General features: G+C 65.2%; 24 protein-coding genes. 8 read left to right on the forward strand and 16 right to left on the reverse strand.

All coding sequences use genetic code 11. From position 1 onward, the window contains the following. Positions 1–439: 439 nt before the first annotated feature. From ACLB1G_RS20300 to ACLB1G_RS20325, 6 genes are all read right to left on the reverse strand, one after another. Entirely contained in the window at positions 440–1,177 is a 738-nt protein-coding gene (locus ACLB1G_RS20300; RefSeq protein WP_491629050.1) for a hypothetical protein, read from the reverse strand. A gap of 21 nt (positions 1,178–1,198) precedes the next feature. Continuing rightward, positions 1,199–1,708 carry a hypothetical protein gene (locus tag ACLB1G_RS20305; protein WP_491629051.1) on the reverse strand — a complete coding sequence of 170 codons (510 nt, stop codon included), beginning with the start codon at positions 1,706–1,708 and terminating at the stop codon, positions 1,199–1,201. Between the two features lie 447 nt (positions 1,709–2,155). Next, on the reverse strand, positions 2,156–3,136 hold the full coding sequence (locus ACLB1G_RS20310) for an NAD(P)H-quinone oxidoreductase (RefSeq protein WP_491629052.1): 981 nt from the start codon (positions 3,134–3,136) through the stop codon (positions 2,156–2,158). Between the two features lie 203 nt (positions 3,137–3,339). Further along, on the reverse strand, positions 3,340–4,644 hold the full coding sequence (locus tag ACLB1G_RS20315; protein WP_491629053.1) for a c-type cytochrome: 1,305 nt from the start codon (positions 4,642–4,644) through the stop codon (positions 3,340–3,342). Continuing rightward, on the reverse strand, positions 4,641–6,890 hold the full coding sequence (locus tag ACLB1G_RS20320) for a xanthine dehydrogenase family protein molybdopterin-binding subunit (RefSeq protein ID WP_491629054.1): 2,250 nt from the start codon (positions 6,888–6,890) through the stop codon (positions 4,641–4,643). Before ACLB1G_RS20320 ends, ACLB1G_RS20315 begins: the two co-directional genes overlap by 4 nt. Beyond that, a complete protein-coding gene (locus ACLB1G_RS20325; protein ID WP_491629055.1) occupies positions 6,887–7,393 on the reverse strand; it encodes a (2Fe-2S)-binding protein in 507 nt (168 codons plus the stop codon). Before ACLB1G_RS20325 ends, ACLB1G_RS20320 begins: the two co-directional genes overlap by 4 nt. 213 nt (positions 7,394–7,606) lie before the next feature. Here ACLB1G_RS20325 and ACLB1G_RS20330 point away from each other — a divergent pair, with 213 nt between their 5' ends. Next, positions 7,607–8,524: a LysR family transcriptional regulator gene (locus ACLB1G_RS20330; RefSeq protein WP_491629056.1), complete on the forward strand. Its 918-nt coding sequence runs from the start codon at positions 7,607–7,609 to the stop codon at positions 8,522–8,524. A gap of 15 nt (positions 8,525–8,539) precedes the next feature. Here the strand turns inward: ACLB1G_RS20330 and ACLB1G_RS20335 are convergent, their stop codons facing one another. From ACLB1G_RS20335 to ACLB1G_RS20355, 5 genes are all read right to left on the reverse strand, one after another. Beyond that, the gene (locus tag ACLB1G_RS20335; RefSeq protein WP_491629057.1) at positions 8,540–9,793 is read right to left on the reverse strand and encodes a ComEC/Rec2 family competence protein; all 1,254 of its coding nucleotides are present in this window, start codon (positions 9,791–9,793) and stop codon (positions 8,540–8,542) included. A 67-nt stretch (positions 9,794–9,860) separates the two neighbouring features. Continuing rightward, on the reverse strand, positions 9,861–10,553 hold the full coding sequence (locus ACLB1G_RS20340; RefSeq protein ID WP_491629058.1) for a YjjG family noncanonical pyrimidine nucleotidase: 693 nt from the start codon (positions 10,551–10,553) through the stop codon (positions 9,861–9,863). 60 nt (positions 10,554–10,613) lie between these two features. Beyond that, positions 10,614–10,883, reverse strand: coding sequence for a hypothetical protein (locus ACLB1G_RS20345; protein ID WP_491629059.1), 270 nt, complete (start codon positions 10,881–10,883; stop codon positions 10,614–10,616). 107 nt (positions 10,884–10,990) lie between these two features. Further along, positions 10,991–12,166, reverse strand: a complete 1,176-nt coding sequence (locus tag ACLB1G_RS20350) for a M56 family metallopeptidase (RefSeq protein ID WP_491629060.1) — start codon at positions 12,164–12,166, stop codon at positions 10,991–10,993. Next, a complete protein-coding gene (locus ACLB1G_RS20355; protein WP_491629061.1) occupies positions 12,159–12,524 on the reverse strand; it encodes a BlaI/MecI/CopY family transcriptional regulator in 366 nt (121 codons plus the stop codon). Before ACLB1G_RS20355 ends, ACLB1G_RS20350 begins: the two co-directional genes overlap by 8 nt. A gap of 231 nt (positions 12,525–12,755) precedes the next feature. On the opposite strand from ACLB1G_RS20355, the gene ACLB1G_RS20360 reads away from it, so the two are divergent. Then, entirely contained in the window at positions 12,756–13,331 is a 576-nt protein-coding gene (locus tag ACLB1G_RS20360; RefSeq protein ID WP_491629062.1) for a PEP-CTERM sorting domain-containing protein, read from the forward strand. A 1-nt stretch (position 13,332) separates the two neighbouring features. Here the strand turns inward: ACLB1G_RS20360 and ACLB1G_RS20365 are convergent, their stop codons facing one another. From ACLB1G_RS20365 to ACLB1G_RS20375, 3 genes are all read right to left on the reverse strand, one after another. After that, positions 13,333–14,400, reverse strand: coding sequence for a porin (locus tag ACLB1G_RS20365; protein ID WP_491629063.1), 1,068 nt, complete (start codon positions 14,398–14,400; stop codon positions 13,333–13,335). Position 14,401: 1 nt separating this feature from the next. After that, the gene (locus ACLB1G_RS20370; protein WP_491629064.1) at positions 14,402–15,340 is read right to left on the reverse strand and encodes an MBL fold metallo-hydrolase; all 939 of its coding nucleotides are present in this window, start codon (positions 15,338–15,340) and stop codon (positions 14,402–14,404) included. Between the two features lie 83 nt (positions 15,341–15,423). Next, a complete protein-coding gene (locus tag ACLB1G_RS20375) occupies positions 15,424–16,713 on the reverse strand; it encodes a serine hydrolase (RefSeq protein WP_491629065.1) in 1,290 nt (429 codons plus the stop codon). Positions 16,714–16,814: 101 nt separating this feature from the next. Between ACLB1G_RS20375 and ACLB1G_RS20380 the strand changes: the two genes are divergently transcribed. From ACLB1G_RS20380 to ACLB1G_RS20400, 5 genes are all read left to right on the forward strand, one after another. Further along, on the forward strand, positions 16,815–20,423 hold the full coding sequence (locus ACLB1G_RS20380) for a DUF748 domain-containing protein (RefSeq protein ID WP_491629066.1): 3,609 nt from the start codon (positions 16,815–16,817) through the stop codon (positions 20,421–20,423). Then, positions 20,423–21,283, forward strand: a complete 861-nt coding sequence (locus tag ACLB1G_RS20385; RefSeq protein WP_491629067.1) for an EamA family transporter — start codon at positions 20,423–20,425, stop codon at positions 21,281–21,283. The genes ACLB1G_RS20380 and ACLB1G_RS20385 overlap by 1 nt, the downstream gene beginning before the upstream one ends. Positions 21,284–21,334: 51 nt before the next feature. Beyond that, positions 21,335–21,655, forward strand: coding sequence for a hypothetical protein (locus ACLB1G_RS20390; RefSeq protein ID WP_491629068.1), 321 nt, complete (start codon positions 21,335–21,337; stop codon positions 21,653–21,655). Positions 21,656–21,757: 102 nt separating this feature from the next. Continuing rightward, on the forward strand, positions 21,758–22,969 hold the full coding sequence (gene alaC, locus ACLB1G_RS20395) for an alanine transaminase (RefSeq protein WP_491629069.1): 1,212 nt from the start codon (positions 21,758–21,760) through the stop codon (positions 22,967–22,969). Between the two features lie 108 nt (positions 22,970–23,077). Next, positions 23,078–23,623, forward strand: coding sequence for a hypothetical protein (locus ACLB1G_RS20400; RefSeq protein WP_491629070.1), 546 nt, complete (start codon positions 23,078–23,080; stop codon positions 23,621–23,623). Here ACLB1G_RS20400 and ACLB1G_RS20405 read toward each other — a convergent pair. Beyond that, a complete protein-coding gene (locus ACLB1G_RS20405; protein WP_491629071.1) occupies positions 23,620–24,633 on the reverse strand; it encodes a zinc-binding alcohol dehydrogenase family protein in 1,014 nt (337 codons plus the stop codon). The two genes, ACLB1G_RS20400 and ACLB1G_RS20405, sit on opposite strands and share 4 nt — an antisense overlap. 163 nt (positions 24,634–24,796) lie before the next feature. Here ACLB1G_RS20405 and ACLB1G_RS20410 point away from each other — a divergent pair, with 163 nt between their 5' ends. Next, on the forward strand, positions 24,797–25,861 hold the full coding sequence (locus ACLB1G_RS20410) for an AI-2E family transporter (protein WP_491629072.1): 1,065 nt from the start codon (positions 24,797–24,799) through the stop codon (positions 25,859–25,861). Between the two features lie 70 nt (positions 25,862–25,931). Here the strand turns inward: ACLB1G_RS20410 and ACLB1G_RS20415 are convergent, their stop codons facing one another. Then, positions 25,932–26,156 carry a hypothetical protein gene (locus ACLB1G_RS20415; RefSeq protein ID WP_491629073.1) on the reverse strand — a complete coding sequence of 75 codons (225 nt, stop codon included), beginning with the start codon at positions 26,154–26,156 and terminating at the stop codon, positions 25,932–25,934. Between the last annotated feature and the right edge of the window lie 34 nt (positions 26,157–26,190).

The raw sequence follows: 26,190 nt of genomic DNA on the forward strand, positions 1-26,190 counted from the left end.
CCATCCCGCTCCGAATCGCCCGTTTGCTGCCGCAGCGCGGCAGCTCAGCGCGCCGAGGGCGCGCGTTGTTCCGCTAATTCCAGTCAAGTCCGAATGTCGGCACTGAGGCCTGCCATGCGTGGCCACCCTATCACGCGGCCCATAAACAGGTCCAGCACCACCTCCAGGTCATCATTCCTTGTCGGGTTCGCAGCACCGTCATATCGCCGACCCATATCTTGTTCGGGGCATCGACGGGGAACAGGCGACGGATCAGGTCAAGCGCTGGCGCTTGCATCCTTTCCTTTGCCTGCATGACGCGAAAGGGCCTGACGCGGCCCGTCTGGATGCCCTCCTGCTGGCGCGCTCTTGGCACCTGATGTTTGCCCCAGCGGATACCTTTGGCGTTGAGCAGGAGCCAGGTCTTGACCGCGCCGGGCTATCTCACTCCCCCTGCTGATCAGAATGTGGGCAGGTGGGGTTCAATTGGGGCGATGCCTACCAGTTCAATGACTGGTGAGTGCGTACCGACCACATTTATTATCGGATGACTGGGATCTGGATTCGGCGCTTCGGGGTCAGGGTCGTAACCAGGGAGTGTCACCCCACCGCCGCCACCTCCGCCGCCACCACCACCCCCACCGCCGCCACCCGAGTCGCCACCAGTACCGGGTGGGTGATTCATATCGGGGGGAGTTTGCCCTGGCTCATATTTTGGTCCAACCTCTACCTTCCCGTTCTTCACCTGCTGCCAATATCCTCCCGGGTTTGTATGCTGTGTTGGATCAGATAAAGTTACGGTACCCCCAGTTGAACCGTACAACGCTCTGACGGGTTCTCCAAGTTTGTTCGCCAGTTGAGATTCCAGCATCGTCGCCCATTCTTCCGCAAGCTGCTGAAGCATGTTTTTCGCCATTTCTGCGGTTTTTTTATGCATCCATTCATGATAAAACCCTACTGCGGGGGATTGCACACCAATAGTTCCATCGGCAGAAATAACGATTAAGCCTGAGTAGGGATCTACATTAATTGTATCCGTAACTGGATCGTAAGTCATTTGCCCCCTATGGTTAAATTCTATTTTTTGACTGCTGAAGTCATCGCTGAAGTTTAATCCGCCAGGTACCGTGAGGTAGTCTATCATTTTCCAGAAAGCCGCGATATCAGCGGTGGTGCTGCCGTCTTTAAAATTGGGCATGTTCTATCCTTGTACGTGAAATTAATCGGCGCAATTAACGCCTTTTGTTCTGGTTATATTTGTATTAAATTTCGCTGACTTCGTCCAGTTCGTTAGCGCTGTAAAAGCTAACGGCGTAACCTTAAGAGATTCAGTACCTGGGTAGCCATAAACCCTAATATAACGTTCGCCACTGGTATCCGCGCCGTCATCCATTAAAAATTTTATTTGCTGGCCATTTTTTAATTCTAGATAAATAGCGCCACGTAGGCGATATATTGTTAAGTTGGCGGGGTAAAGAGTAAAGTTTTGTAGCGCTTCCAGTATAATTTTTACTTCTTGGTAGGAATGTGTCTCATATGAGCACGATGATTCGTAGAGGTCCTGTTCGTTCCACTGTGTGCGTGTCAATAGCCCTGGGGGACTCAAAACAACACGGACAGATTTTATTTCCGTTGCTTCAAGAATAATCGGGCTGGGTGAATTTTCAGCAAAACAAAGCTGTTGAAAAAAAAGGAGTAGCGAGGCAAATAATTTTGTGTGCGACTTCATAAATTTCCTTGCAATTTAGGCGAGAAAATTTTACCAGCAATATTCAGTGGAAAGCTCACACAATGTAACTTTTTGACTTTTGTCAAAATTTTTTAAATAGGAGACTGCCGCTAAGACGAGCAGCTTTCTTGACGAGATCGAAGGGGCTTCCCACGGTCGGTGCTGGTGGCAGAAGCGCTCCCGTACTGTCCGAAGCGTGACAGCCCTTGGCCGGCTGCCGTTGGGCTGCAGCGCATGCCACGCATGCTCCATGCCCAGCGCGCTTCGGCTTGTCGCAGGAAGGCGTCTAGGTCGTTATCCATGATAGCCCGGCTATACGCTACATGCCGGATATCCACTTTGGTTTGATTGGGCAAACCGCCAATGCGCCGGGACGTCGGCAGGCGCAACCCACGCTTGTGGTGCTCATCGATGCCCTGCGCAGGTAACGGGCTTTCGCGCTGGCCTCTAAACGGTCAACACGATCTTGCCGACATTCAAACCGTCCTCCATGCGCTGCTGCGCGGCGCCCGCTTGCGCCAGCGGGAACACGCTGTCGATCACCGGGGCCAGGCCATCCTTGCCAAACTGGTCCAGCCAACGCTCCCTGAAGCGGCGCGACATGCCGTGCTTGACTTCCTGGCTGCGCGACTTCATCACGGTGCCGATGATGTGCAGGTGACGGTAAAGCAGGCGCTCCAGCGGGATCCTGGCGTTGTCTATGCCGCCCATGATGCCGATCTGTACCAGGCGGCCGCCGAAGTCCAGCGAGTTGACGTTGCGTTCGAAGTAGGGCGCGCCGATGAAGTCGAGTATCAGGTCGACGCCACGATTGCCGGTCAGCTCAGCCACGGCGGCGGCGAAATCCTCGTCCACATAGTCGATCGCGTGGTCCGCTCCCATGCGGCGTACCAGCTCGTGCACTTCCGATTGGGCCGTGGTGACGACCCTGGCGCCGGCCGCGTGGGCCAGCTGGACTGCAGCGCCGCCCACCCCGCCAGCGCCGGCGTGGATCAGGACGGTTTCGCCTGGCTGCAATTTGCCCAGATGGATCAGGGCTTCGTGGGCGGTGACGAACACTTCGGTGATGGCGGCGCCCTGGATGTAGTCCAGGCCTTCGGGAATCGGCATGGCCATGCGGTAGTCGATACGCGCCATTTCGGCGTAGGCCCCGCCACCGACGATGCCCATGACGCGGTCGCCGACCTGATAACCCCGGGCGTTTGCCCCCACGGCCGTGACGACACCTGCGATTTCCAGGCCCATGATGCTGGAGTCTCCGAAGTCGGGGCGGCCGTAGCCGCCGCGGCGATGGGTCAGGTCGGCGCGGTTGACGCCGGCCGCGTGCACACGGACCATCAAATCGTCGGGACGCAGCACCGGGTCGGGTACCTCGGCCAGTTTCAGCACGTCGGTGGAACCAAAATCGTCGAATGTGATTGCTTTCATGGTGACTCCTTAACCTGTAGAGAGTGGGCGATGCGCAGGGCGGGAAGCTGGCGCTTCGGCCCTGCTGCATCAGGTCTCGTCTCGCATTCCTTGCGAGTCATGAGCTAAGGTCAGGATAGCGAGCTAAGCACCCGGCGATAATCCCATGCCGCCCACAAACGGCTGTGCACGCCTCGCACAGGTGGTCCGGTTTTAGGCGGTCGTCAGTTCTTGCGTTGCTGGGCGACGGCATCCGCCGTGACCTTGCCCTGCTTGCCACCAAACTGGAAAATCACGTAATTGCTCAACTGGGCAATTTCATCATCCGTAAAGGCGGCCTTGAAGGAGGGCATGGCCACCTCCTTGCCGCCGATGCGCATCTTTGCGCCATGCAGGATGATTTGCACCACGTTGCGGCCAGCCGGGTCGTTCACGGAGCGGGCGCCTGCCAGCGAGGCATGGCTGGACTGCGCCCCTTGCCCATTCCACTGGTGGCAGCTGGCGCAGCTTGCTTCGAACAGACGCAGGCCGCCTGCCAGGTGCGATGGCGTCGCAGGCGACGGCGTGTACGGCCCGGAACCGGCCATGCTGTCGGGCCGCGCGTTGATGGCTGCCGCCTCGTCGCCGGCACGCGGCGCTACGCTGCGCAGGTAGGTGATCAGGGCCTGGACGTCCTGCGGCGCCAGATACTGGAGGCTGTTCTCCACCGCTTCGCCCATGGGGCCTGCCGCCGAACCGTGGCCGCTCGCGTGGCCGGTACGCAGATATAGCGCGAGCTCCGCGTCGGTCCACTTGCCTATCCCGTGCACCGGGTCGGACGTGATGTTGGGCGCCTGCCAGCCGTTGACCACGGCGCCGCTCAATTCCTTGCTATGGTTCAGGGCAAAGCCGATATTGCGCGGCGTATGGCATTCCGCGCAGTGCGCCAGCGCGACGGCCAGGTAGGCGCCGCGATTCCATTCGGCCGGCTTGCCCGGCGTCGGCTGGAAGCGCTCGGCCTTGAAGAACGCGGCATTCCAGAATCCCATGGCCCAGCGCTGGTTGAACGGGAAACCCAGCTCCGGCTGGCGCGCCTGCTGCTTCACTGTGGGCAGGCTGAATAGATAAGCCTTGATGGCCAGCGCATCGTCGCGGCTCAGCTGCGAGTAGGAAGTGTAGGGGAAAGCGGGGTACAGGCGCTTGCCGTCCCTGCGTATGCCATCGTGCAGCGCGCGCACGAAGTCGTCATCGCTGTAGTTGCCGATGCCGGTTTCCTTGTCCGCCGTGATATTCGACGAGTACAGCGTGCCAAACGGCAGCTTGAACGCCAGTCCGCCGGCGTAGGGTTTGCCGCCGGCGACCGTGTGACAGGCCACGCAATCGGCTGCTTTGGCGAGGTAGGCGCCGCGTTCGATTTGCGAGGCCGACGCCGGTGCGCCGGCCAGGGCAGGCGACACGCCAGGCGCCGGGTCGGAACGGGTCAGGTAAGTGTAGGCGGCCGCGCCGGCAATGGCCAGGCAGAGCGGGGCCAGGACAAATATGCGCTTCATGCCGATTGCTCCTCTTGCGCCGCGCTTGCGCCGTGTGGGGCCATGGATGCCTGCCGGCCTTGCGCCAGCAATGCACGGCGTACCGGAAGTTCGCGCAGGCGGACACCGGTCGCGGCGTAGATGGCGTTGGCCAGCGCTGGCGCCGCAATCGCGGTGCCGACTTCGCCTATGCCGCCCGGCGCTTCGGTGCTGTTGACGATGTGGACCTCGACATTGGGCGTCTCGTTCATGCGTATCATGCGGTAGTCGTTGAAATTGCTTTGCTCGATGGCGCCGTGCTCTATCGTCACTTCATTGAACAGCGCCGCGCTCAGGCCGAACAGCAGCCCGCCCTGGATCTGCGCCTCGATGGAGCCGGTGTTGACCGGCACGCCGCAGTCCACCGCCACCACCGCCCGCCGCAGGCGCACGTCGCCCTGTGGTGTGACTTCGACCTCGATCATGGCGCAGACCTTGGTGCCAAACGGTTCGCCCAGGGCGACACCGCATCCCACCCGTGGCGGCATGGGCTTGCCCCAGCCAAACTGCCTGGCCGCCAGGTCGAGCACTGCCATCGAACGCGGGTTATGGCGTAGCAGCGCCTTGCGCCATGCCACGGGGTCTGCCTTGGCCCGATGCGCCAGTTCATCGAAGAAGCTCTCCACGATGAACAGGTTATGGAGCGCGCCGACCCCGCGCCACCAGCCGACCAGCAGGCCGGGCGGCATGTCGTGGCGTACCCATTCGACCTTCATGTTGGGAACGGCGTAGGGAATATCGGCCACACATTCGATGGCGTCGCCATCCAGGCCATTCTTGCGCATGCCGCCTGGCCGCCAGCGTCCCAGCACGGTGGCGCTGCAGACGCGGTCACCGTACCAGACCGGATATCCTTTGGCGTCGACCACCGCTGAAATAACGTCGTGATACATGGGACGGACGATGTCGTGCCGGATGTCTTCCTCACGGGTCCAGATGATTTTCAGCGGGTAGGGCGCCAGCTTGGCAAACGCCACGGCCTGATCCACATAGTCGGACTCCAGCCTGCGGCCGAATCCACCGCCCAGGTATTGCGGATGCAGGATGATTTTTTCGGGCGGCAGGCCGGTGATCTTCGCCGCGTTGGCGACCACCCGGGTGGGAACCTGGGTGCCGGCCCAGATCTCGCAGCGGTCCTTGGTCACGTGCACAGTGGCATTGAGCGGCTCCATGGTCGCGTGGGCAAGCATGGGCAGCTTGTATGTAGCCTGGATGAACTCACCTTCCGGACGCGTGCCCACTTCGCGGCCGAGGATGGCCTTGCCATTTTGCTGGCTGGCGGCCAGGCCATCGCGCAAGTCCTTGGTGCTGAGCTTCGCGTTCGCGCCCAGGTCCCACTCGACTTCCAGCAGCTCCATGCCACGCTTGGCGGCGCCAAAGTGGTTGGCCACCACCGCGACGGCGTTCTCGATGCGGAGCACGTCGATGACGCCCGCAACGGCTCTGGTCGCGCGGTCGTCGAACTTGCGCAGCTTGCCGCCGAAGGTGGGGCAGGCCTGGACGGTGGCTATCTTCATTCCGGGCACGCTGACATCGATACCGAATTTGACCGCGCCGTTGATCTTGTCGCGCGAGTCCAGGCGCGCCATGGGTTTGCCGATCAAACGGAACTCGCCCGGGCTCTTGAGCCGGACCTCCTGCACATCGGGCAGCTTGTTGGCGGCGGCAGCCACTTGCGCATATTTCAGGCTGCGGCCGCTGGGCCGGTGGTGGATCTCGCCGCGCTCGACCACGCAGGCGCCGGGGTCCACTTTCCATCTTGCCGCAGCTGCGGAGACCAGCAATGCCCTGGCCATGGCGCCTGCCTGGCGCAGTTCGGTAAAGGTGCTGCGGGTGCTGGTGGAGCCGCCCGTGATTTGTCCCTTCAGGAGTTTCATCCCGTAGAGTTCATCGCTGGGCGGTGCGTGTTCCACCTGGATCTGGTCCAGGCCGACGTCCAGCTCCTCCGCCAGCAGCATGCAGGAGCCGGTGTAGATGGCCTGGCCCATTTCCACCATCGGCATCACCAGGCGGATCGCGCCATCGGTATCGATGCGCACGAAGGCGTTCGGCGCGAAGGCGGGGGCGCCGTCAGCCGACGCTGCGGCGGCATCGCCAGCCTGGCGGTGCGGCGTGATCAGGGCCAGCGCCGGCTTGGGCGTGGACATCCAGGCGAATGCCACGGACAGGCCTGCGGCTTTGAGCACGCGGCGGCGGCCGGCCGACACGGTGTCTTGTTCGCTTTTCATGGGCGGCCTCCGGCGGCGCCCGCGGGAATGGCCTGGGTGACGACTTGTTTTCCGGTCGCCGCCTGCTTAATGGCGGCGCGTATGCGCACGTAGGTGGCGCAGCGGCAAAGGTTACCGGACATGGCTGCGTCGATGTCGGCGTCGCTCGGGTTGGGATTGCGGTTCAGCAGGGCGGCGGCGGACATGATCTGCCCGGATTGGCAGTATCCGCACTGGACCACGTCCACGGCCAGCCAGGCTTGCTGGATGCGTTTTCCGTTCTCGGTTTCCCCCACCGCCTCGATGGTGGTGACCTCGCGGTTGCCGACCGCCGACACCGGCAGCACGCAGGAGCGTACCGGCTGGCCGTCCAGGTGCACGGTGCATGCCCCGCATTGGGCGATGCCGCAGCCGAATTTGGTGCCCGTCATCCCGATCACATCGCGTATGGCCCAGAGTAGCGGCGTTTCGCCGTCGATATCCACCGTGCGCTGGTGGCCGTTGAGCTTGATCGTAAATGGCATGGGCATGGCTCCTGAAATGGTCGCGTGATGGCTACTGAGCGTAACAAGGGCGGCGGGAATTGATAACTGCCTGGATGGGATAAACGGCTTTGCACTTTTTGCATAACCCGAATTGCCGAGCGCCCGATCTCCCCGTTGGGCGACCACGCGGGTAGGGGCGGCTTTATCGGATAAGATGGCGCTTTCCGACCAGTGCCGGCAAGGAATGTACAGATGCAGTCCGAAAAATTCGCAGAGTTTCTAGGCGTGTTTGTCGATGTGGCGCGCGAAGGGAGTTTCTCCGGCGCCGGGCGACGCCGCGGGCGCACGCCATCCTCCATCGGCCGGCAAATCGATACGTTGGAAGCGTACCTCGATACCCCCTTGTTCCTGCGCTCGACCCGGGTGCTGACGCTGACCGATGCCGGCCAGGCCCTGCTGGTAAGGGCGCGCCAGATATTAGATGCGCTGGTGGACGCGCAGCAGGAGCTGGCGTCGATGAAGGGCGCCGTGACGGGCATCCTGCGGGTGGCCTGCTTCCCCACGTTCGGGAAGCGCTATGTCCTGCCCATCATGGGAGCGCTGGCGCGGGACTACCCTGACCTGCGGTTGGAGCTGGACCTCACGGAAAGGCTGGCGGACCCGGTGGCGGAACGCCTGGACCTGGTGATAAGGATAGGCGACATGGCCGACAGTGCCCTCATCGGCAGCCGCATCGCAACCCAGACCCGGCTGCTGTGCGCGAGTCCCGCCTATCTGGCCAGTAAGGGGGCGCCGGCGAATATGCAGGAGCTGCTCTGTCATCGCTTGATCGACAAATTGCATGGTGCGGATTTATTGGGCTGGAGCGACGTCCTTGGGCATCCGGCGCGCGCCGGAAGCACCCAGCCGGTCTTTGCCTGCGATGATTTCGAGGCGATGCGCCTGGCCGCACTGGAAGGCCTGGGAGTCGGCTACTTGCCCGACTGGGTGGTGGGCCCGGACATCAAGGCAGGTGCGCTCCAGCAGTTGTTCCCGGACTGGTCCAGGCAAGCGCCTGCAATGACGGGCATACATGCACTGAGGGCCATCCGCCAGCCGCCAGCGCGCGTGACCGTGTTCCTCGATGCGCTCAAGGCGCATATCGGCCAGCCGCCAGGCTGGGCGCTTTGAGGCGCCAGGGGGTATTCAGGTCGAACGGCCTTGCGCCGGCCGGTGCTCGCTGGCCAGCTTGACCGTATCGCTCTCATCGCTGTTGTCCGTCACGTAGATGGTGTAGCTGGCGCCGTCCGGCGCCACCCGCACCACCACGTGGCCTTCGTTGCTGCGCAGCTGGCTGGTCAGGCGCCGGTTGGCCAGGTCGTTCTCGTGCATCAGCGAGGTGGCGTAGATCTCGCGCGCGCCGGGATAGAGGCGCTGGCTCAGCATGCGTTCCATCTGCAGCATGTCCGGATGGGCGATGTGCCACACCGGTATCACCCAGGCCTGCGGGCGCAGGGCCCGCACCGCGTCCGCGCTCAGGCCGTCGAACATGCCGTGGTGGTCGGCGGTCGCCACGCTGACCGGTCCCGCCACGCGCGCGGCCGCGCCCAGCACGTCGCGCCAGGGCAGCTCGCCGTCCAGGGTGTAGCTGGTCAGGTCGCCGCCCGTGAAGTAGGAGAACGGGCCCAGGCTGATCTTGAGCGCGATCGAGCACACATTCTCGTTTGGATAATCGGCTTTGGCCAGCGTGGCCAGGGGCGGGAACATGGCCCGGGATTGCTCGCCGCTGCCGGTCCACACCTCGCCGTTGGCGGCCACCACGCGCACCCCGAACGGCGCCGCGATGCTGCGCGCGGCGATCTGGCTGGCGCTGCCGGGCCGCGCCCGTTCCACCGCCAGCCCGCGCGCGGCGCGCGACTGCACGTAGGCGTAGTAATTCTCAGCATAGCGGCCGCCCGGGCGCACCGGATAGTCATAGGAAGGGTAGGCGCGGTCGATCAGCTTGATCACCGGCACCAGCTCGGCCACGTCGGTCACGCCGGACAGGCGATAGGGCCCTTGCGCTGACGGCGGCGCGCTATCGTCCACGTCGCCCATGTGGTCGGGATGCAGGTGCGAGACCAGCACATAGTCCAGCTGCTGGCGGCCGGTCGCGCGCAAATGGCGCTGCACGTAGCGCGCTACCCACTCGCCCGGACGGCGCTGTCCGCTGGGCTTGGGCGCGGCCGAGGTATCGAGGGCGTCATTGGTGGCGCCGGCGTCGATCAGCAGGCTGGTCCCGTCTGGCATGATCACCAGGGTGGCGCTGCCGCGGCCGGTGGCGATGTGGTGGATGTCCAGCTGGCCCGGGGTCCAGGGCGGCAGGCGCGCGGGCCGCGCTGCGGCGACGGCGCGCGGCAGGGCAAGCTGCGCGGCCAGCATGGCAAGCATGAAGCGGCGGCGGTCGATGGGGTGGCTCATTCCAGCTCCTCGAAAACAGGCGCCCGGCGGCATGCCCGCCATGGTGGCTGGCGCTGCGCCGCCATGCTCAGCCGCCGCGCAGGACGGGCAGCACCTGATCCAGGCGCGCGGCTTCGTAGGTGGGCAGGGCGGCGCTGTCGTTGGCGGCGCGGCCGGGGTTGAACCAGCAGCTGTCGATGCCGTAGCGGTTGGCGCCCAGGATATCGGCGTCCAGGCGGTCGCCCACGATCACGGTCTCGCTCCGGTTGAAGCGGCGCGCCATGGCGGTGGTGTACTCGAAGAAGCGGCTGTCCGGCTTGGCGTGGCCGCAGGCTTCGGAGGTGGCGATGAAGGAGATGTAGCCGCCCAGCCCGGAGGCGGCGATGCGGCGCTCCTGTATGCTGGCCACGCCGTTGGTGATGATGCCCAGTTCGCCCTGGGCCGCCAGCGCCTCGCACAGGCGCGCGGCGCCATCGATCAGCACCACGTTTTCCGACAGGGCCTCCAGGTAGCCCAGGCTGGCCGCTTCGGGGTCCAGATCCAGGCCGTTGGCCGCGAAGGTCTGGCGGAAGCGCTCGACCTTGAGGAAGTCCTTGGAGACGGCGCCCTGCTCGAAGGCGCGCCACAGCGCCACGTTGTAGGCCTGGTACTGCTGGAACAGGCTTTCCGTGATGGTGGTCAGGCCCAAGTCCTGCAGGGTACGGGAGAACGCGAGTTTTTCGGAAGCCCGGAAGTCCAGCAGGGTGTCGTCCAGGTCGAACAGGAAGAGGGTGTGTTTCATGGGCGCATAGTAGCACGCCACATCGGCACGCCACATCGGCACGCCACATGGCTGCGCCCGTCAGTCCTCCTCGTGGGCCTCCTCGATGACCACCCGCACCTGGTCGGCGAAGCCGAATTCCACCGGATGGCCGCCGGGACCGTCCTGGTAGTGGAAGTGGATGCCGCGGCTGTCCTCGCTCAGCCAGGCTTCGCCCTGCTGGCGGTCCTTGGCGTCGGTCAGGCTGACCAGGTCGATGATGCGGCGCTCGCCCGGCGCCAGGTGCTTGACCACGTCCTTGGTGCGGGTGGTGGCGAGGGGAAGATAGCGGGCAGAGTTACGGTCCAGCATGACAAGCTCCTCAATGTTGTTGGAGCCATGCATTGTAGGCCGGCCGGACGGAAAGCGGCGCCTGCCACAAGAGGGAGGCGCAAGCGCAGGACGCCACCGGGCGCAGCTCAGGCCGATGGCGTAATGGTCAATTGCAGCTTGAGGCCGTTGACGGCCATGCCGGCCTGCTGGCCCAGCGTGACCAGCAGCGCCGGCTGGCCCACCACGGCGCCGTCCTGTTTGAGCGTGGACTTGAGGTAGACCGACTGCTCGTTCACCTTTTTCAGCAGGAATTCGCCGCGCCAGGCGCCGCTGGCGACGGCGAATGGTTCATTCTCCCGCACCAGCAGGCGTGGCGTGGCAGTCTCGCCATCGGCCTCGAGCTGTATCGCAACCTGGTACCGGCTGCCTTCCTTCCCGGCGCCGGCATGGGCTGCCACGGCGCCCAGGGTGCAGGCGCCGACCAGGGTGGCGATGACGGCGCGGCCGGCCAGGCGGCGCAGGGGACGAGGGGCTTGCTGCTGCAGTTGCATGATGCGTTCCTTGAGTGGGTGGATGGATTGCCATTGGCAGTGGATCAGGTGCGGCCATGCCGACAGCTGGGTCTTGAGCATGGCCTCCGCATAGCTGCGCCGCAGGCCCGGATGGGCGCGCATGACGGCGGCGTCGCAGGCCAGTTCCTGGTCCAACCGGTAGCGGCGCGCCGCCAGGTACAGCAGCGGATGAAACCAGAACAGGCACAGGATCAGCGCGCACAGGCCGTTTTGCAGCGGGTCGCGGCGCGCCAGATGGACCCGTTCATGGGCCAGGATCAGCTGCTGTTCCCGCGCCGTGTAGCGGTTGCCGAAGTCGGCCGGCAGCACGATGGCCGGGCGCCACAGGCCGACCACGGCCGGGCCGACGGCGGCGCTGGCGCTGTGCAGCAGGCCATCCTCATCCCTCAGCGGGCCGAGCCGGGCGCGGTAGCGCGCGTGGCCGCGCCACAGCCAGGCCAGCATGGCGATGCAGCCCGCCAGCCAGGCGGCGGCCAGCCACTCCTGCCCGTGCGATGGCGTGGCCGGCAGCAGTGGTGCACCGTAGGCCAGCAGGCGGCGCGCGGGCAGGACGGGCAATTGGAGCGGGGCGCTGTGCATGGCGGGCAGCAGTGCCGCCAGCAGCGCCAGGGGCACGGCGCTCCACGCCAGGTAAGCGAGTTCCATGCCGAACAGGCGGCGCAGGTGCTGCCGCAAGGCCAGTACCAGCGCGGCCGCGATGCCGCCCGTGATGCTGGCTTCGGCCAGTGCGCGCAGCAATTCGCTACTCATCGTCGAACTCCTGCACCAAGCGCTTGAGCTCGGCCAGGTCGGTCTTGCTGAGTTTGCGATGCTGGCCGAAGTGGGCCACCAGCGGCGCGATGCGGCCGCCGAACAGGCGGTCGATGAGGCTGCCGCTTTTGCCTTCCACCCATTGTTCGCGCGTCAGCACGGGCGAATAGAGGAAGCGGCGGCCGTCCTTCTGCGCGCTGAGCGCGCCTTTTTTGAGCAGGCGGTTGAGCAGGGTCTTGACGGTGGCTTCCTGCCAGGGTTGGCGCCCGGCCAGGGCCGCCACCACTTCCTCGGCTGTACGTGGACTGGCGTTCCACAGTACCTCCATGACCATGGATTCGGCTTCACTGATATGCATCGTAGTTGATTACAGCTGTAATTGATGATCATGATTACAGTTGTAATTGGTCCTGTCAAGCGTCAGATATGTGCTACAAGCACCTTAAACTGCGATGGTATTTAAGAAATAAAAGTATCCATCAGGTATTTATTTGTGCTATATTGAAACAACTGTTGCGCTACTGGTTAAATAGATGGCTACTGAAGGTGGGCGATGGTGCAAGACCAACTACAACCATGAGGTGCGTTTATGAAATTTATCAAGTTCTTTCCAGCAGCGCTCGTTTGCGCGCTGGCAGCTTCCAGCAGTGTGGCCCTGGCGGCCAACACCCCGGTCATCACCATGCCCACCAAGGTGGAAAGCTGCTCGGGCAGCTGGATCTCGGTAGTAGGCGCATCCTGCCTGGGTGTGTATAGCGGCAATTTGAACGGCAATGCCAATACTTACAAGGAAGTAAACCTGGTCTTGAACCAGTGGAACCAGACAGTGTCGTCCGCCGTCGCATCGTCGAATTACATCTCGGCTATCACCACGCCCAAGAATGCGACGTCCTCCACCATCGACTTCAGCTCGCTGCTGTACGGCGATACCATCATCGGCGTGCACTACGGTAAGGTAGACAGCTATAACAACGTCACCGTGTTCTATAAATTCAATGCCGGCACGACGGGACTGGACAAATTCACCACCAGCCTGACCAGCGCCTCCAACGCGTCGCTGTACAAGACCGGCATCGCGCCGGCCGTGCCGGAACCGGAAACCTACGCCATGCTGCTGGCCGGCCTGGGCCTGGTCGGCTGGATGCGCCGCCGCAAGTCCGCCTGATTCAGAAGGCGTGCCGCATGCCTAGCGATACGCCTTTTTGCGCGGCCCCTTCCTGCGCTCCCAGCGTATTGGTGCCAAAGTCGTAATGCCCGTGCGCATCGTTGCGCAAACGGGTGTAGAAGGCAAACAGGCTGGTACGGCGCGAGAAAGCGTAGTCGTAGCCCAGCGTGGCATGGCTGGCGCCCGTATCCGGCCCGGCCGCGATATAGCCGATGCGCTGTTTGGCCCCGCCCTTGCCGTCGCCTGCGCGCGCATAGGCCAGCAGCAGCCGGCTGGCGCCCCACTGGTGGGTGGTCGAGAGGTACCAGGAATTGCGCGCCAGTGTTCCGCTGGCGGTCTGGTAGCGCAGCCGCTCGGCGATGGCGGCCACGCGGGTGGCGCCGAACTGCCACGCCGCACCGGCCTTGCTGCCGCTATCATTCAAACCCACACCCTGGTACTCGTGATGGCGCTCGTGCGCCAGCGTGAAGTACAGCGGCCCGCGTTCGTAGATCAGCGCTCCCGAGGTCAGCGACGGATGCGCGCCATTGGCCGGGCGCTCCTCGCTCAATCCCTGCGCCAGGCGCACGCTCCATCCCTTCCAGTCCGCCGAGTTCCAGTGCACGCTGTTCTGCTGGCGGCGGTCGAAGGAGGAGGTGTCGCTGACGTTGTCCACCGTGGCCGCCGAGCCATTGCCCATGATGCTCATGTAGCCCGCCGTGGTGGGATAGAACGGATCCAGGCTTGCCGTGGCCGAGTTGTAGGGCAGCGTCCAGTTGCCGGCGAAGATGGCGCCGAAGCCGCCAGACAGGCCCACCCGCGTGTCGCGCGCGGCCGGGCTGCCGGCGCCGGTGTCGGGCGACAGCGTGCCTTCGATCTGGAAGATGGCGTGCAAGCGATCGCCCAGCGCCTCGTCGCCACGAAAGCCCAGCACTGAACGGTAGTTGGACAGCCGCGTGACATCGCCGCCGGGCGCCTGGAAGCTCTCCAGGCCCACATTCAGCCTGCCGTAGACCGTCACCGTAGACGATTGGGCCTGGGCCGCGCCGCACAGCATGGCGGCGCAGGCCGGTATCAGCAAACGGCGCATCTCAATGCAGCTGGGTGTAGTTGAGCGGAATCCAGCGGTAGGACTGGCCGTTGGCCGTCACATGGCCCAGGCCGGGAAACTGCAGGTGCGCCGCGCCCACCAGCACGCCATCCCTGGCGGCCTGGCTGAAGGTCTTCAGGCGCTGCGCCATGGCGGCGTTGTTGTCGCTGTCGAAGGCGATGGTCACTTTCGGATGGCTGAACTGCACCGCGCCGACGTGGATCAAGTCGCCGACCAGCAGCAGCTTCTGGCCCTTGCTTTCCACCAGATAGACCGTGTGGCCCGGCGTATGGCCGTAGGCGCCGGTGGACTTGACGCCCGGCGCCAGCTGGGTGTCGCCATCGAAGGGCTGGAAGCGCTGGCTGGCGCTGTAGGGCTGCAGCGACACCATGGCGCCCTGGAAGAAGCTCTTGCCGTCGGCTGGCGCCTGATCCATTTTTTCCTTGCTGAGCCAAAAATCTGCGTCGCGGCGGTCGGCGCGCACCACCGCGTTGGGGAATACCGCGGCGCCGCTGGCGGCCAGGCCGCCCAGGTGGTCGGGGTGCAAATGGGTCAGGTAGATTTCATCGACCTGCTCCGGCTGGTAGCCCGAGGCCTTGAGGTTGGACAGCAACCTGCCCAGCGTGGGGCCCAGCAGCGGGCCGGCGCCGGCGTCGACCAGGATCAGCTTGCTGCCGGTGTTGACCAGGTAGGCGCTGACCGAGGTTTCCAGCGGGTTGCCGAGGAAGGCTTGCGCCAGTTCCTTGTCGGTCTGCGCGGCGGGCTGCTTGAGCAGCTGGTTCATGGGCAGCTCGACGGTGCCGTCGCTGAGGGCGGTGATCTCGAAATCGCCCAGCATGATGCGGTGGAAGCCGGGAGCGTTGGTCTTGGCAAGAGGTGCGGCGGCGTGGGCGCTGAGCGCGCCGGCCGCCAGCAGGGCGGCGCAGAGGTGGCGTAGCATGGTCTTCCTTTCAGGGTGGGTGGCAACCCCGATCATGGCAGCAGGCTGCGGCCGCGGGGACTCCCGAAAGTCAGATGGCGGACCTATCTTGTGTGGCATCCGGCGTCCAGCACGGGACGCTCGCGCGCCTCCAGGCCCATGAGGTCCGGGCGGTCGTAGGGGATGTAGCCCATCCAGAACCAGGGCAGGCAAGTGTGGCCGAACACGCGCTGCACGGCCGGATAGAACATGCGCTTGCCGTTGGAGCTATTGCTCAGCATGAGGATGGCGCTTTGCCGCTGTTCGAAAGCCAGCGCCAGGTTGTGGGTGCCGTCGTCGGCGCCTTCCTTGAAGAAGGCCGGTCCATACGGGGAGCGGTACAGCACCCAACCCAGGCCGATGTTCAGGTCGATGTTGCGCCACAAATCAGTCTGGCCCGGCCAGTGCGAGGGAAACTGCTGCGGCGAGACAATGGCGAACTGCGGCGACAGCATCTGCCGGCGCGATGCGGGCGACAGTCCCTCGCCGCGCAGCACGCCGGCCAGGAAGGCGGCGTAGTCGTCCAGCGTGGTGTCCATGGAGCCGGCCGCGCGCGGGCGGCTGCGCTGGTTGTGCTTGATCGCCTCGCCGTGCTCGCCATAGTGGGTCACCACGTGGCTGGCGAAGTCCGGACGCCACACCATGCTGGTATTGCGCATGCCGAAGCGGTCGAACACGCGCTGCTGCATCAGCTGCGTCAGCGTCTGGCCGGTGCGCTCCTCGATCACCACCTGCAGGATGTTGAGGCCCTCGCCGGAATACACGTAGCGGGTGCCGGGATCGTATTTGAAATCGAGCTTGCCGTTGTCGTTGATGGCGCGGAAGTTGAGCAGGCCGCTGGTGTGCGACATCAGCATGCGCGGCGTGAGCTGCTTCCAGCGCTCGTCGTCCTTGAGATCGCCGAAGTTGGCATATTCGGGCAGCGGGCGCTTGAGCTGGGCCGGCAGCGGCAGGTCCAGGTCCAGCACCTTCTCGTCCACCAGCTGCATCACCATGTAGGCAAAAGCGGCCTTGGTCAGTGAGGCGCCGTACATGATGGTGTCCGTGCGCAGGGGGACGGCATTGGCCACGTCGGCATAGCCGTAGGCGTGGCGGTACACCACCTGGCCACGGTCGATCACGGCCAGCGCCAGCCCCGGCACCTTGGCCGCCGCCATCAGGCGGGTGAAGTCGGCGTCGATGCCGGCGTCCAGGCGCGGGATGGCGTGAGGGCGGGGGGCAGGGGAGGCGGCCGGGTTGGAGGCCGGGTTGGAAGCCGATACTGCAGGCGTGGCGGGCATGCCGGCGCAGGCGGACAGCAGGGCGGCGCAACTGGCAGGGGCGCCCATGAGGGCGCGGCGGGTGGCGGTCATCATGGCGGCACCGGTGGTGGCAATGTCTTTATTCTAATTTATTCTTCCCGGCTTGGCGGGTATACTTGCGGTTGCTACAACAGGAACAGGGGAAGATTTTGCAGGTGAAGGATATTCGGTGGAAGCGGTGGGGCGCAGTGGCTGGCGGCGCGCTGGCGGTGTACACGCTGGCGGGTTTCGTGCTGGTGCCGCAGCTGCTCAAGAGCCAGCTGCCGAAGTATGTGGAAAGCGAGATGGAGCGTCGCGCCTCGGTGGGCGATGCCAGCTTTAATCCCTATACGCTGCGCCTGTCGCTGCAGGATGTCAAGCTGCAGGAGGCCGACGGCGCGCCGCTGTTCGCGCTGGGCCGCCTCGACGTGGAGCTGAACTGGCGCTCCCTCTTCAAGCGCGCCTGGAGCGTGGCCGAGATCCGGCTGGTGGCGCCCGCGCTGCAGCTGGCTATCGCGCCGGATGGCCGCTTCAATATCGCCGAACTGATCGCGACACTGGACAAGCACAAGAAAAAGGATGAACCGGACAGCGGCATGCCGCGCCTCGTGATAGGCCATTTCGCGCTGGAGCAGGGTAAGGTGGAGATGAACGACCGCCGTGCCGGCTATGCCGATACCTACACCCCCATCGATATCGCGCTCGACAACCTGAGCACGCTGCCGGACGAGCATGGCAACCTGACCTTCGCCGCCGACGCCGTGCACGGCGGGAAGCTGCGCTGGAAGGGCCAGGCCAGCCTCAGCCCGATCGCGGGCAGCGGCACGCTGGAACTGGAGCATGTGGCGCTGCCCGGCGTGGCGGCCTACCTGAAATCGTTCAGCCTGGCGGAGGTGAGCAAGGGGACGCTGTCGGCGCACCTGCCTTACCAGTTTGCGTACCAGGATGGGCAGCTGTCGGCCGGGCTGTCCGGCGCCGGGCTGGCGCTGCGCGACCTGGCGCTGGCGCGGCGTGGCTCGGCGGCGCCGTTTGTCGCGCTCAAGCAGGTCGAGCTTAAGGAGGTGGCGCTCGACCTGTCCAAGCATACGGCCAGCATAGGCGCGCTGGCGCTGGGCGACGGCGCCCTGAGCATGCGGCGCGATGCGCGCGGGGTGCTCGATATCGCCGACTTGTCCGTGCCCGCGCCTGCCGCCGGGCCGGTGGCGCCGCCTGCGCCTGCAGCTACGCCGGTCGCAACTGGATCGGCTTCAGCTAGGCTGGCCGCATCTACGCCGGCCGCCCCAGGAAAGGCAGCGCCAACGCACGCCGCGCCTGCGCCGCCGGCACCGGCCTGGAAGATAGGGTTCAAGCAGGTGGGCCTGGAGCGCATCGCGCTCAACCTGGTCGACGAGACAGTGCAGCCGGCTTTCAAGGCCAGCGTGGCGGACGCCCAGCTGCACCTGAAACTCGAACTGGAGCAGGCGGCGGGCGGCATGAAGCTGCTGGCGGACGACGCTGCGTTCTCGCTGTCCGGCGTGGCGCTGACCAGCGGGACGATGGCGCCGCTCAAGCTGGACAAGCTGGGTTTCGATGGCGCATCGCTGGACCTTGCGGCCCGCAGCGCCAGGGTGGCCCGCCTGTACGCCGAGGGCGGGCAGCTCGACCTGGAGCGCGATGATGCAGGCTTCCTGTTCATGCGCCGCCTGCCCGGTTCTGGCAGTGCTGCCGCCAGGCCGGCCTCCGCGCCCGCTGCCGCGCAGGCTGCAGGAGATCCATGGAAAGCGGCAGTCGGCCGTGTGGAGCTCAAACGCATAGGCGCCAGCTACGCGGACTCCAGCGGCATCAAGGCCCATGTGCGTGACTTCAACCTGGACGTGGAAGGCGTTAGTACGGACCTGAAGCAGCCTCTCAAGTTCAAGGGCGGCATGGCCTTGCAGGAGGGTGGGGCGCTGACGGCGCAGGGCAAGGTGGCGCCGTCCACTGGCGCCGTCGATACGCAGCTCCAGCTCAGCAGGCTGGCGCTGGCGCCGCTGCAGCCGCTGCTGGCCAAACACGTCAAGCTGAAGATCACGGGCGGCAGCCTCAATGCGCAAGGCCGCCTGGCCACCGGCGCGGGCGGCAAGGCCGCGCCCAGGCTGCGCTATGACGGCTCGCTGGAAGTAGCGGGCCTGGCGCTGGACGAGGAGGATAACGACCGCTTCTTTGCATGGAAGTCGGTCAAGGCCGACCGGCTGGCCTTCAGCCTGGGGCCGGACTTGCTGGACGTGCCGGAGCTGCGCATAGTCGAACCCAACGCCACGCTGATTATCGAGAACGACCGCAGCTTCAACGCGCAGCGGTTGCTGGTGCAGCAGCCCGCGCCGGCCCCCGGCACGGCTGCTGTTCCCGCAGCGGCGGCCGCGCCGGCGGTGGCAGGAAAGGCGACCGCAGCGCCAGCGCCGCGCAGCGCTGCCGCCAGCGCGGGTCCGGCCGCGAATCTGGCGGCGCAGCAGGATGCGCGGCAGGATGCGGACGAGCCGTTCCCGGTGCGGGTGCGCCGCGTGCGGCTACAGAACGCCAAGCTGGATTTCGCCGACCTGAGCCTGCGTCCGCAATTCGGCGCCCACATCTATGAGCTGGGCGGCGTGATCACCGGCCTGTCCTCGCGGCGCGACGCCAGCGCCCGGATCGAACTCGATGGCCGTGTTGACGACTATGGCATGGCGCGCGTGCGCGGCCAGCTCAATCCCTTCGCACCGGCCGACAACACCGACCTGAACGTGATTTTCAAGAATGTGGACATGGTGTCGGCTTCGCCGTACAGCATGAAGTTCGCCGGCTACAAAATCGCCGAGGGCAAGATATCGCTGGACTTGCAGTACAAGGTGCGCCACGGCCAGCTGGACGGGAACAACCAGGTGGTGCTGGACAAGCTGACCCTGGGCGAGCGCATCGACAGCCCGGACGCGCTCAAGCTGCCGCTGGAACTGGCCCTGGCCATCCTGAAGGACAGCGACGGCCGCATCGACCTGGGCCTGCCGGTATCGGGCGACTTGAACGACCCGCAGTTCAGCTATGGCGCCGTGGTGTGGAAGGCGCTGGGCAATGTGCTGACCAGGGTGGTGACCTCGCCGTTCCGCGCGCTGGGCAAGCTGTTAGGCGTGAGCGGCGACCGCCTGGAAAGCGTGGACTTCGATCCCGGCAGCGCCCAGCTGCTGCCGCCCGAGCGCGAGAAGCTGCAACAGGTGGCCAGCATCCTCGCCAAGCGCGAACAGCTGACGCTGTCCGTGCCCGGCCAGTACAGCGACGCCGCCGATGGCGCCGCCCTGCGTGTCGAGGCCCTGCGCCGCGCCGTGCTGGCGCGCAGTGGAGCCAGGGTGGAAGCGGGCGAGTCCCCCGGCCCGCTGGACCTGGGCCAGCGCAAGATACGCAGCGCCGTACGCGAACTGTATGCCGAGCGTTTCGGCGCCGCGGAACTGGATAAGCAAAAGCAGGCCGCCGAAGCCGCCGCCAGGAGCGCATCCGGCACCGCGGCAAGCTCGAACCTGGCGGCGCTGTGGCAGCGTGCCGGCCAGCTGGTGCAGGGCGAACCGCTGGTGCCGGACACCGGCCCATACTACGATGGCCTGCTGCGGCGCCTGGAAAGCCAGCAGCCGCTGCCCGACTATGCGCTCAGCGCACTGGGACAACGCCGCGCGCAAGCCATCGTCGCGGCGCTGGGCGAGGCCGGCGTGCCGGCGGCGCGCGTGCAGGCCGCAGGCGCGCAAGCGGCGCCAGGCGAGGCCGGCAAGCCGGTGGCCCTGAAACTCGGCCTGAAGGCTCAGTGATGGAGCCGCATATCGAACCGCGGCGCGGCTGGCATGCCGTGCTGCCCATGCTGATGGTGGTCGGCAGCCAGCTGTCCACCAACGTGGGCGCGGCCGTTGCCAAGTATTTGTTCCCGCTGATCGGCGTGGAGGGCGTGGTGGCCTACCGGGTCGGCTTCTCGGCCCTGATACTGCTGGCCATCTTCCGCCCGTGGCGCGCCGCGCGGCTGGACTGGACCCAGCGCTGCAACGTGGCCATCTACGGGGTGGTGATCGGCATGATGAATCTGCTGATCTACCAGTCCTTCAAGCACATCCCGATCGGGGTAGCGGTGGCGATCGAGGTGGCGGGGCCGCTGACGGTGGCCGTGCTGTCCTCGCACCGCGCGCGCGACTTCATCGCCATTGCCATTGCCGTCACGGGCCTGTACTTCCTGCTGCCGCTGCATGGCCACGCCGGCCAGCTCGATCCGGTCGGCGTGGCGTATGCGGCCGGCGCCGGCGTGTGCTGGGCCCTGTACATCGTGTATGGCAAGCGCGTCTCAGGCATGCACGGCGGGCAGACCGTGGCCTGGGGCATGCTGGCCGCCGCCGTGTTCATCGTGCCGAACGGCTTCGCGCACAGCGGCACGGTGCTGTTCACGCCATCCTATATCGCCATCGGCCTGGCGATCGCCGTCATGTCCAGCGCCATACCCTACACCATGGAAATGATGGCCCTGCGCCGCCTGCCGCAGCGGGTGTTCGGCATGGTCAGCAGCGGCGCGCCGGCCATCAGTGCGCTGGCCGGCATCGTGATCCTGGGCGAGCATCTGAGCCTGGGACAGTGGCTGTCCATTCTGGCCATCGTGCTGGCCTCGGCCATGACGTCGTTGCGCTAGCGTCGTGATAACATCGTTGTTTGCCATACATAGACCCTGCGAGGTGCCCTCATGTCCTTGTCCCACGCCCGCCAGCCCATCGCCGCCGCAGCGGCGTCGCTGGCCGTGTTCGCCCTGTCGGTGGCCTGCTTCCTGCCGCCGCTGAACCACTACACCACCAACTCGGTGCTGCTGATCGTGCTGCTGGCGCTGTCCATCGGCGTCAGCTACATCATCCACCTGATCTTCATCGGCATGGCGGCGCGCCGCCTGGGCCGTTCGCCCGCGCTGTGGGTGATCGTGGCGGCCCTGTTCATGCCGGTCGCTTCCATCATCGGCCTGATCATGTTCGAATGGTTCAGCGAGCAGAAGGACGTCCAGCCGGTGCAATAAGGGCCTTGCCAGCATCGCAAATGGTGGTCTAGTATGGAGTCCGGCGCACACCTTGCGCCAGCGTCGCTCGGACGGTTCCGGGCGCTTACGTGAGACAACTCAATGACTACCACACCTGCTGCGCGCAGCTTCGCGCGCATCGACCGTTTGCCCCCCTACGTTTTCAACGTCACCGCGGAACTCAAGCTGGCCGCGCGCCGCCGCGGCGAAGACATCATCGACATGTCGATGGGGAATCCGGATGGCGCCACGCCGCCCCACATCGTGGCCAAATTGGCCGAGACCGTGCAGCGGCCGGACACCCATGGCTATTCGGCCTCCAAGGGCATTCCGCGCTTGCGGCGCGCCATCACGCGCTGGTACCAGACCCGCTACGGCGTGGACCTCGATCCCGATTCCGAAGCCATCGTTACCATAGGCTCCAAGGAAGGCCTTGCGCACCTGATGCTGGCCACCCTGGACCAGGGCGACACGGTGCTGGTGCCCAATCCCAGCTATCCCATCCATATCTGGGGCGCGGTGATTGCCGGCGCCAACATCCGCTCGGTGCGCATGACGCCCGGCGTGGACTTCTTCGAGGAGCTGGAAAAGGCGGTGCGCGAGAGCTACCCCAAGCCCAAGATGATGATTTTGGGCTTCCCGTCCAACCCCACGGCGCAGTGCGTGGAGCTGGAATTCTTCGAGCGCGTGGTGGCGCTGGCCAGACAGCACAACATCCTGGTGGTGCACGACCTGGCCTATGCCGACATCGTGTTCGACGGCTGGAAGGCGCCCTCCATCATGCAGGTGCCGGGGGCGCGCGAGGTGGCGGTGGAATTCTTCACCATGTCCAAGAGCTACAACATGGCGGGCTGGCGCATCGGCTTCATGGTCGGCAACAAGGAGCTGGTGGCGGCGCTGGCGCGCATCAAGAGCTACCACGACTATGGCAGCTTCACCCCGGTGCAGGTGGCGGCCATCGCCGCACTGGAGGGGGACCAGGAGTGCGTCAACGAGATCCGCGACCAGTACCAGCGCCGCCGCGACGTGCTGCACAAGGGCCTGTGCGAGGCCGGCTGGCCGGTCGACAAGCCCAAGGCCTCCATGTACATCTGGGCCCGCATCCCCGAAGCCTACCGCCACCTGGGCTCGCTGGAGTTCTCCAAGCTGCTGCTGGCCGAGGCCAAGGTATGCGTCTCGCCCGGCATCGGCTTCGGCGAGTATGGCGACGAGTATGTGCGCTTCGCCCTGATCGAGAACGAGTCGCGCATACGGCAGGGCCTGCGTGGTATCAAAGCCATGTTGCGCAAGCCTGTTCCGCCTGCCGCCGGCTGAAATCAGCAGCTCTTTTAAGCTGCATCAAGCGTGGTGCTGGATGCGGCTGCCATGGCGGCTGTCTTTTGGTAGTGTGGACCCTCGTCCCGCAGACCTGGAGCAGCCGCCATGCCACCATTCTCCCTCAGTGTCAGCGTTCAGCGTCTGCTGAACTCGGTCAAGAAACTGGAAGACAGCCTGCGCGCGGCAGGCTTGCCGCGCTGGCTGGCGCGGCTGCCGGTGTGGTGGCTGAGCTGGCATTACTGCCGCATGCTGGACGATAAGATCGCCCGGACCAAACGCGTGTGCGGCAAGTTCCAGGGCTGGGTGCCGGTGGTGCGGGGCATGTCGGAGCAGCCCAGCAGCCAGCTGGAATTCATCGACATGAACCACAGCATGCGCCATGATATCGAATCCACCAAGAAGACCCTGCTGGAGCTGCGCGGCTACTGTATGGAGGTGGCGCGCATGTTCGAGGCGCTGGGCTATACCTCGCCCCGGCTGCAGCTGCGCCAGCAGCGCTTCGTGCAGATGATAGCCTATGCTTGGGAGGCGGCCAGCATCCTGCAGCAAATGGTGGCCGAGCACGACCGCAGGGCGCTGGAGAAGCTGCGCGCCATCGAGCTGGTCGAGCGCGAGGCGCAGCAAGCGCCGCCGCGCTCGCTTCCTGCTTAAAAACCTTCCAGTACAATTTTCCCTTTGGCCCGGTTGCTTTCTATAAGCGCGTGGGCCCGCTTCAGGTTTGCCGCATTGATCTTGCCGTAGCGCTCAGCCAGCGTGGTCTTGATCACGCCGGTGTCCACCAGCTGGGCCATATCGTTGAGCAGCTGGTGCTGCTGCTGGATATCCGCCGTCTGGAACATGGATCGGGTGAACATGAATTCCCAGTGCAGCGACACGCTCTTGCGTTTCAGGACGCGCACGTCGATGGCGGACGGGTCGTCGATCAGCGCCACCTTGCCCTGCGGCGCCACCAGGTCGGCAATGGCGGCCCAGTGGTGGTCGGTCTGGTTCAGGCTGGCCACATAGCTCACGGGCGGCAAGCCCAGGCGCTGGATTTCCTCGTTGAGCGGCTTGCTGTGGTCGATCACGTGGTGGGCGCCCAGCTCGCGCACCCATTCCGCCGTGTCGGGGCGGGAAGCGGTGCCGATCACGGTCAGCCCGGTGAGCTGGCGCGCCAGTTGCACCAGCACCGAACCGACCCCGCCGGCCGCGCCGATGACCAGCAGCGACTTGCCGTGCACATTCTTGTCGCGGCTCACTTCCAGCCGTTCGAACAGCAGTTCCCAGGCCGTGATGGTGGTCAGGGGCAGGGCGGCGGCCTGCGCGAAGTCCAGCTTGCGCGGCTTGTGGCCGACGATGCGCTCATCGACCAGGTGCAGCTCGCTGTTGGTGCCGGGGCGGGTCAGGTCGCCCGCATACCAGACTTCATCGCCGGGCTGGAACAGGGTGGCATCCGGTCCCACAGCCTTGACCACGCCGGCCGCATCCCAGCCTATCACCTTGGCCTGCCCGTGGTCCGGCGCCACGTTGGCGCGTATCTTGACGTCCACCGGGTTGACCGACACGGCGCGCACTTCCACCAGCAGGTCGCGCCCTTGCGGGGCGGGGGCGGGCAGTTCGATATCGGCCAGCGAGTCGGCGTCGGTAATGGGCAGGTTCTTGCGGTAGGCAATGGCTTTCATGGTGTGCTCCGGTTCGGGGTTGCGATGGAGGCTATTCTGAGGCCCGCCATCGATCCGAAAAAGCTGGGTAATGCCGAAACACTTACAATGAAATCCAGAAAATCGGTTGCGATCCAGTAAATTGCCCTTACCATGTGGCCAACATCATCCTGCGAGGACTGCCATGACCGAAACCCAGCGCGACCTGTTGAGTGCGGCTTTTTCCCTGATCCTGATCGCGCTGGCCGCTTTCGTGGCGCACCGTTTCTTTCTGCCGCTGATCTGGGCTGGCATCCTGGCGGTGGCGACCTGGCCGGTCTACCAGCGGCTGCGGCAGCGCCTGGGACGGCGCGACCTGCTGGCGGCAGCACTGCTGACGCTGGTGTGCGCCTGCGTATTCGTGGTGCCAGTGCTGATCGGCGTGGCGCAGGCGGCGCGCCAGGCGCCGGAATTGGCCGATTTCGTGGTGCGCGCCAACAATGACGGCATCGCGGCGCCCGCCGCGCTGTTGCGCATCCCGCTGGCCGGCAACGCCATCTACGACTGGTGGCAAGCCACGCTGAGCCAGCCGCACGGCCTGGCGCATTTGTTTTCCGACCGTGAACTGGGCGCCTTCCACTCCGCGCGCGACATGCTGAAGATCCTCGGCGCGGGCTTTGTGCACCGGCTGGTGGACTTCGGCTTGGCCTTTTTGTGCCTGTTCTTTTTCTATAAGGATGGCGAAGCGCTGAACCGCCAGATCACTGCCATCGGCAGCCGTTGCCTGAGCCCGGTGCGCTGGGCGCGCTATGCCCAGAAGGTGCCGACCGCCATCCGCGCCACCGTGAACGGCCTGGTGCTGGTGGGCTTGGCAGAAGGCCTGCTGATCGGCATAGGCTATGCGCTGGCCGGGCTGTCCTCGCCTGCGCTGTGGGGCGCGGTGACCGGCATCCTGGCCATCATCCCGTTTGGGGCGCCACTGGCTTTCCTGTCCGCCGCCGCCCTGCTGGTGTTCCAGGGCAGCGTGGCGGGCGCCATCGGCGTGGCCGTGTGGGGCATGGTGGTGCTGTTCGTGGCCGACCATTTTGTACGCCCCGGCATGATAGGGAACGCGACCCGTTTGCCCTTCCTGGCCGTACTGTTCGGCATATTGGGCGGGGTGGAAACCCTGGGTCTGGTAGGCTTGTTTATCGGGCCCGTGGTGATGGTGCTGTTTGTCACCCTCTGGTACGAGGCCCATGTGTTCGATGACGGCACGCCGGCTGCCTGACGCCGGCTGCCTGATCCAGGGTGAGGAGCGTACGAGGACGCGCTGGACCAGGCAACCAGCCTCCGGCAACTTAGTGCGCTTTGGACAGGATCAGCAGCCAGCGGCGGAACAACAGCACCTCCAGGTGGCCGGCTTCGATGCCGGTGTCGCACTCGATGATGGGGTTGACCGCGTAGAAGCGCTTGCGGAAGTCACGACAGACGAGCAGTTCGCGTTTGCCCATGCGAACCAGGAAGGAAGTAGGCATATATTCAAGGCCGAAGCGGGAGCCGAAGCTGCTGTTGAAGGTGGTCATGACAGTCCTTGGTAAGGAGTTGCGTTGATCGAGG

This window comes from Duganella kummerowiae, from assembly GCF_053572355.1.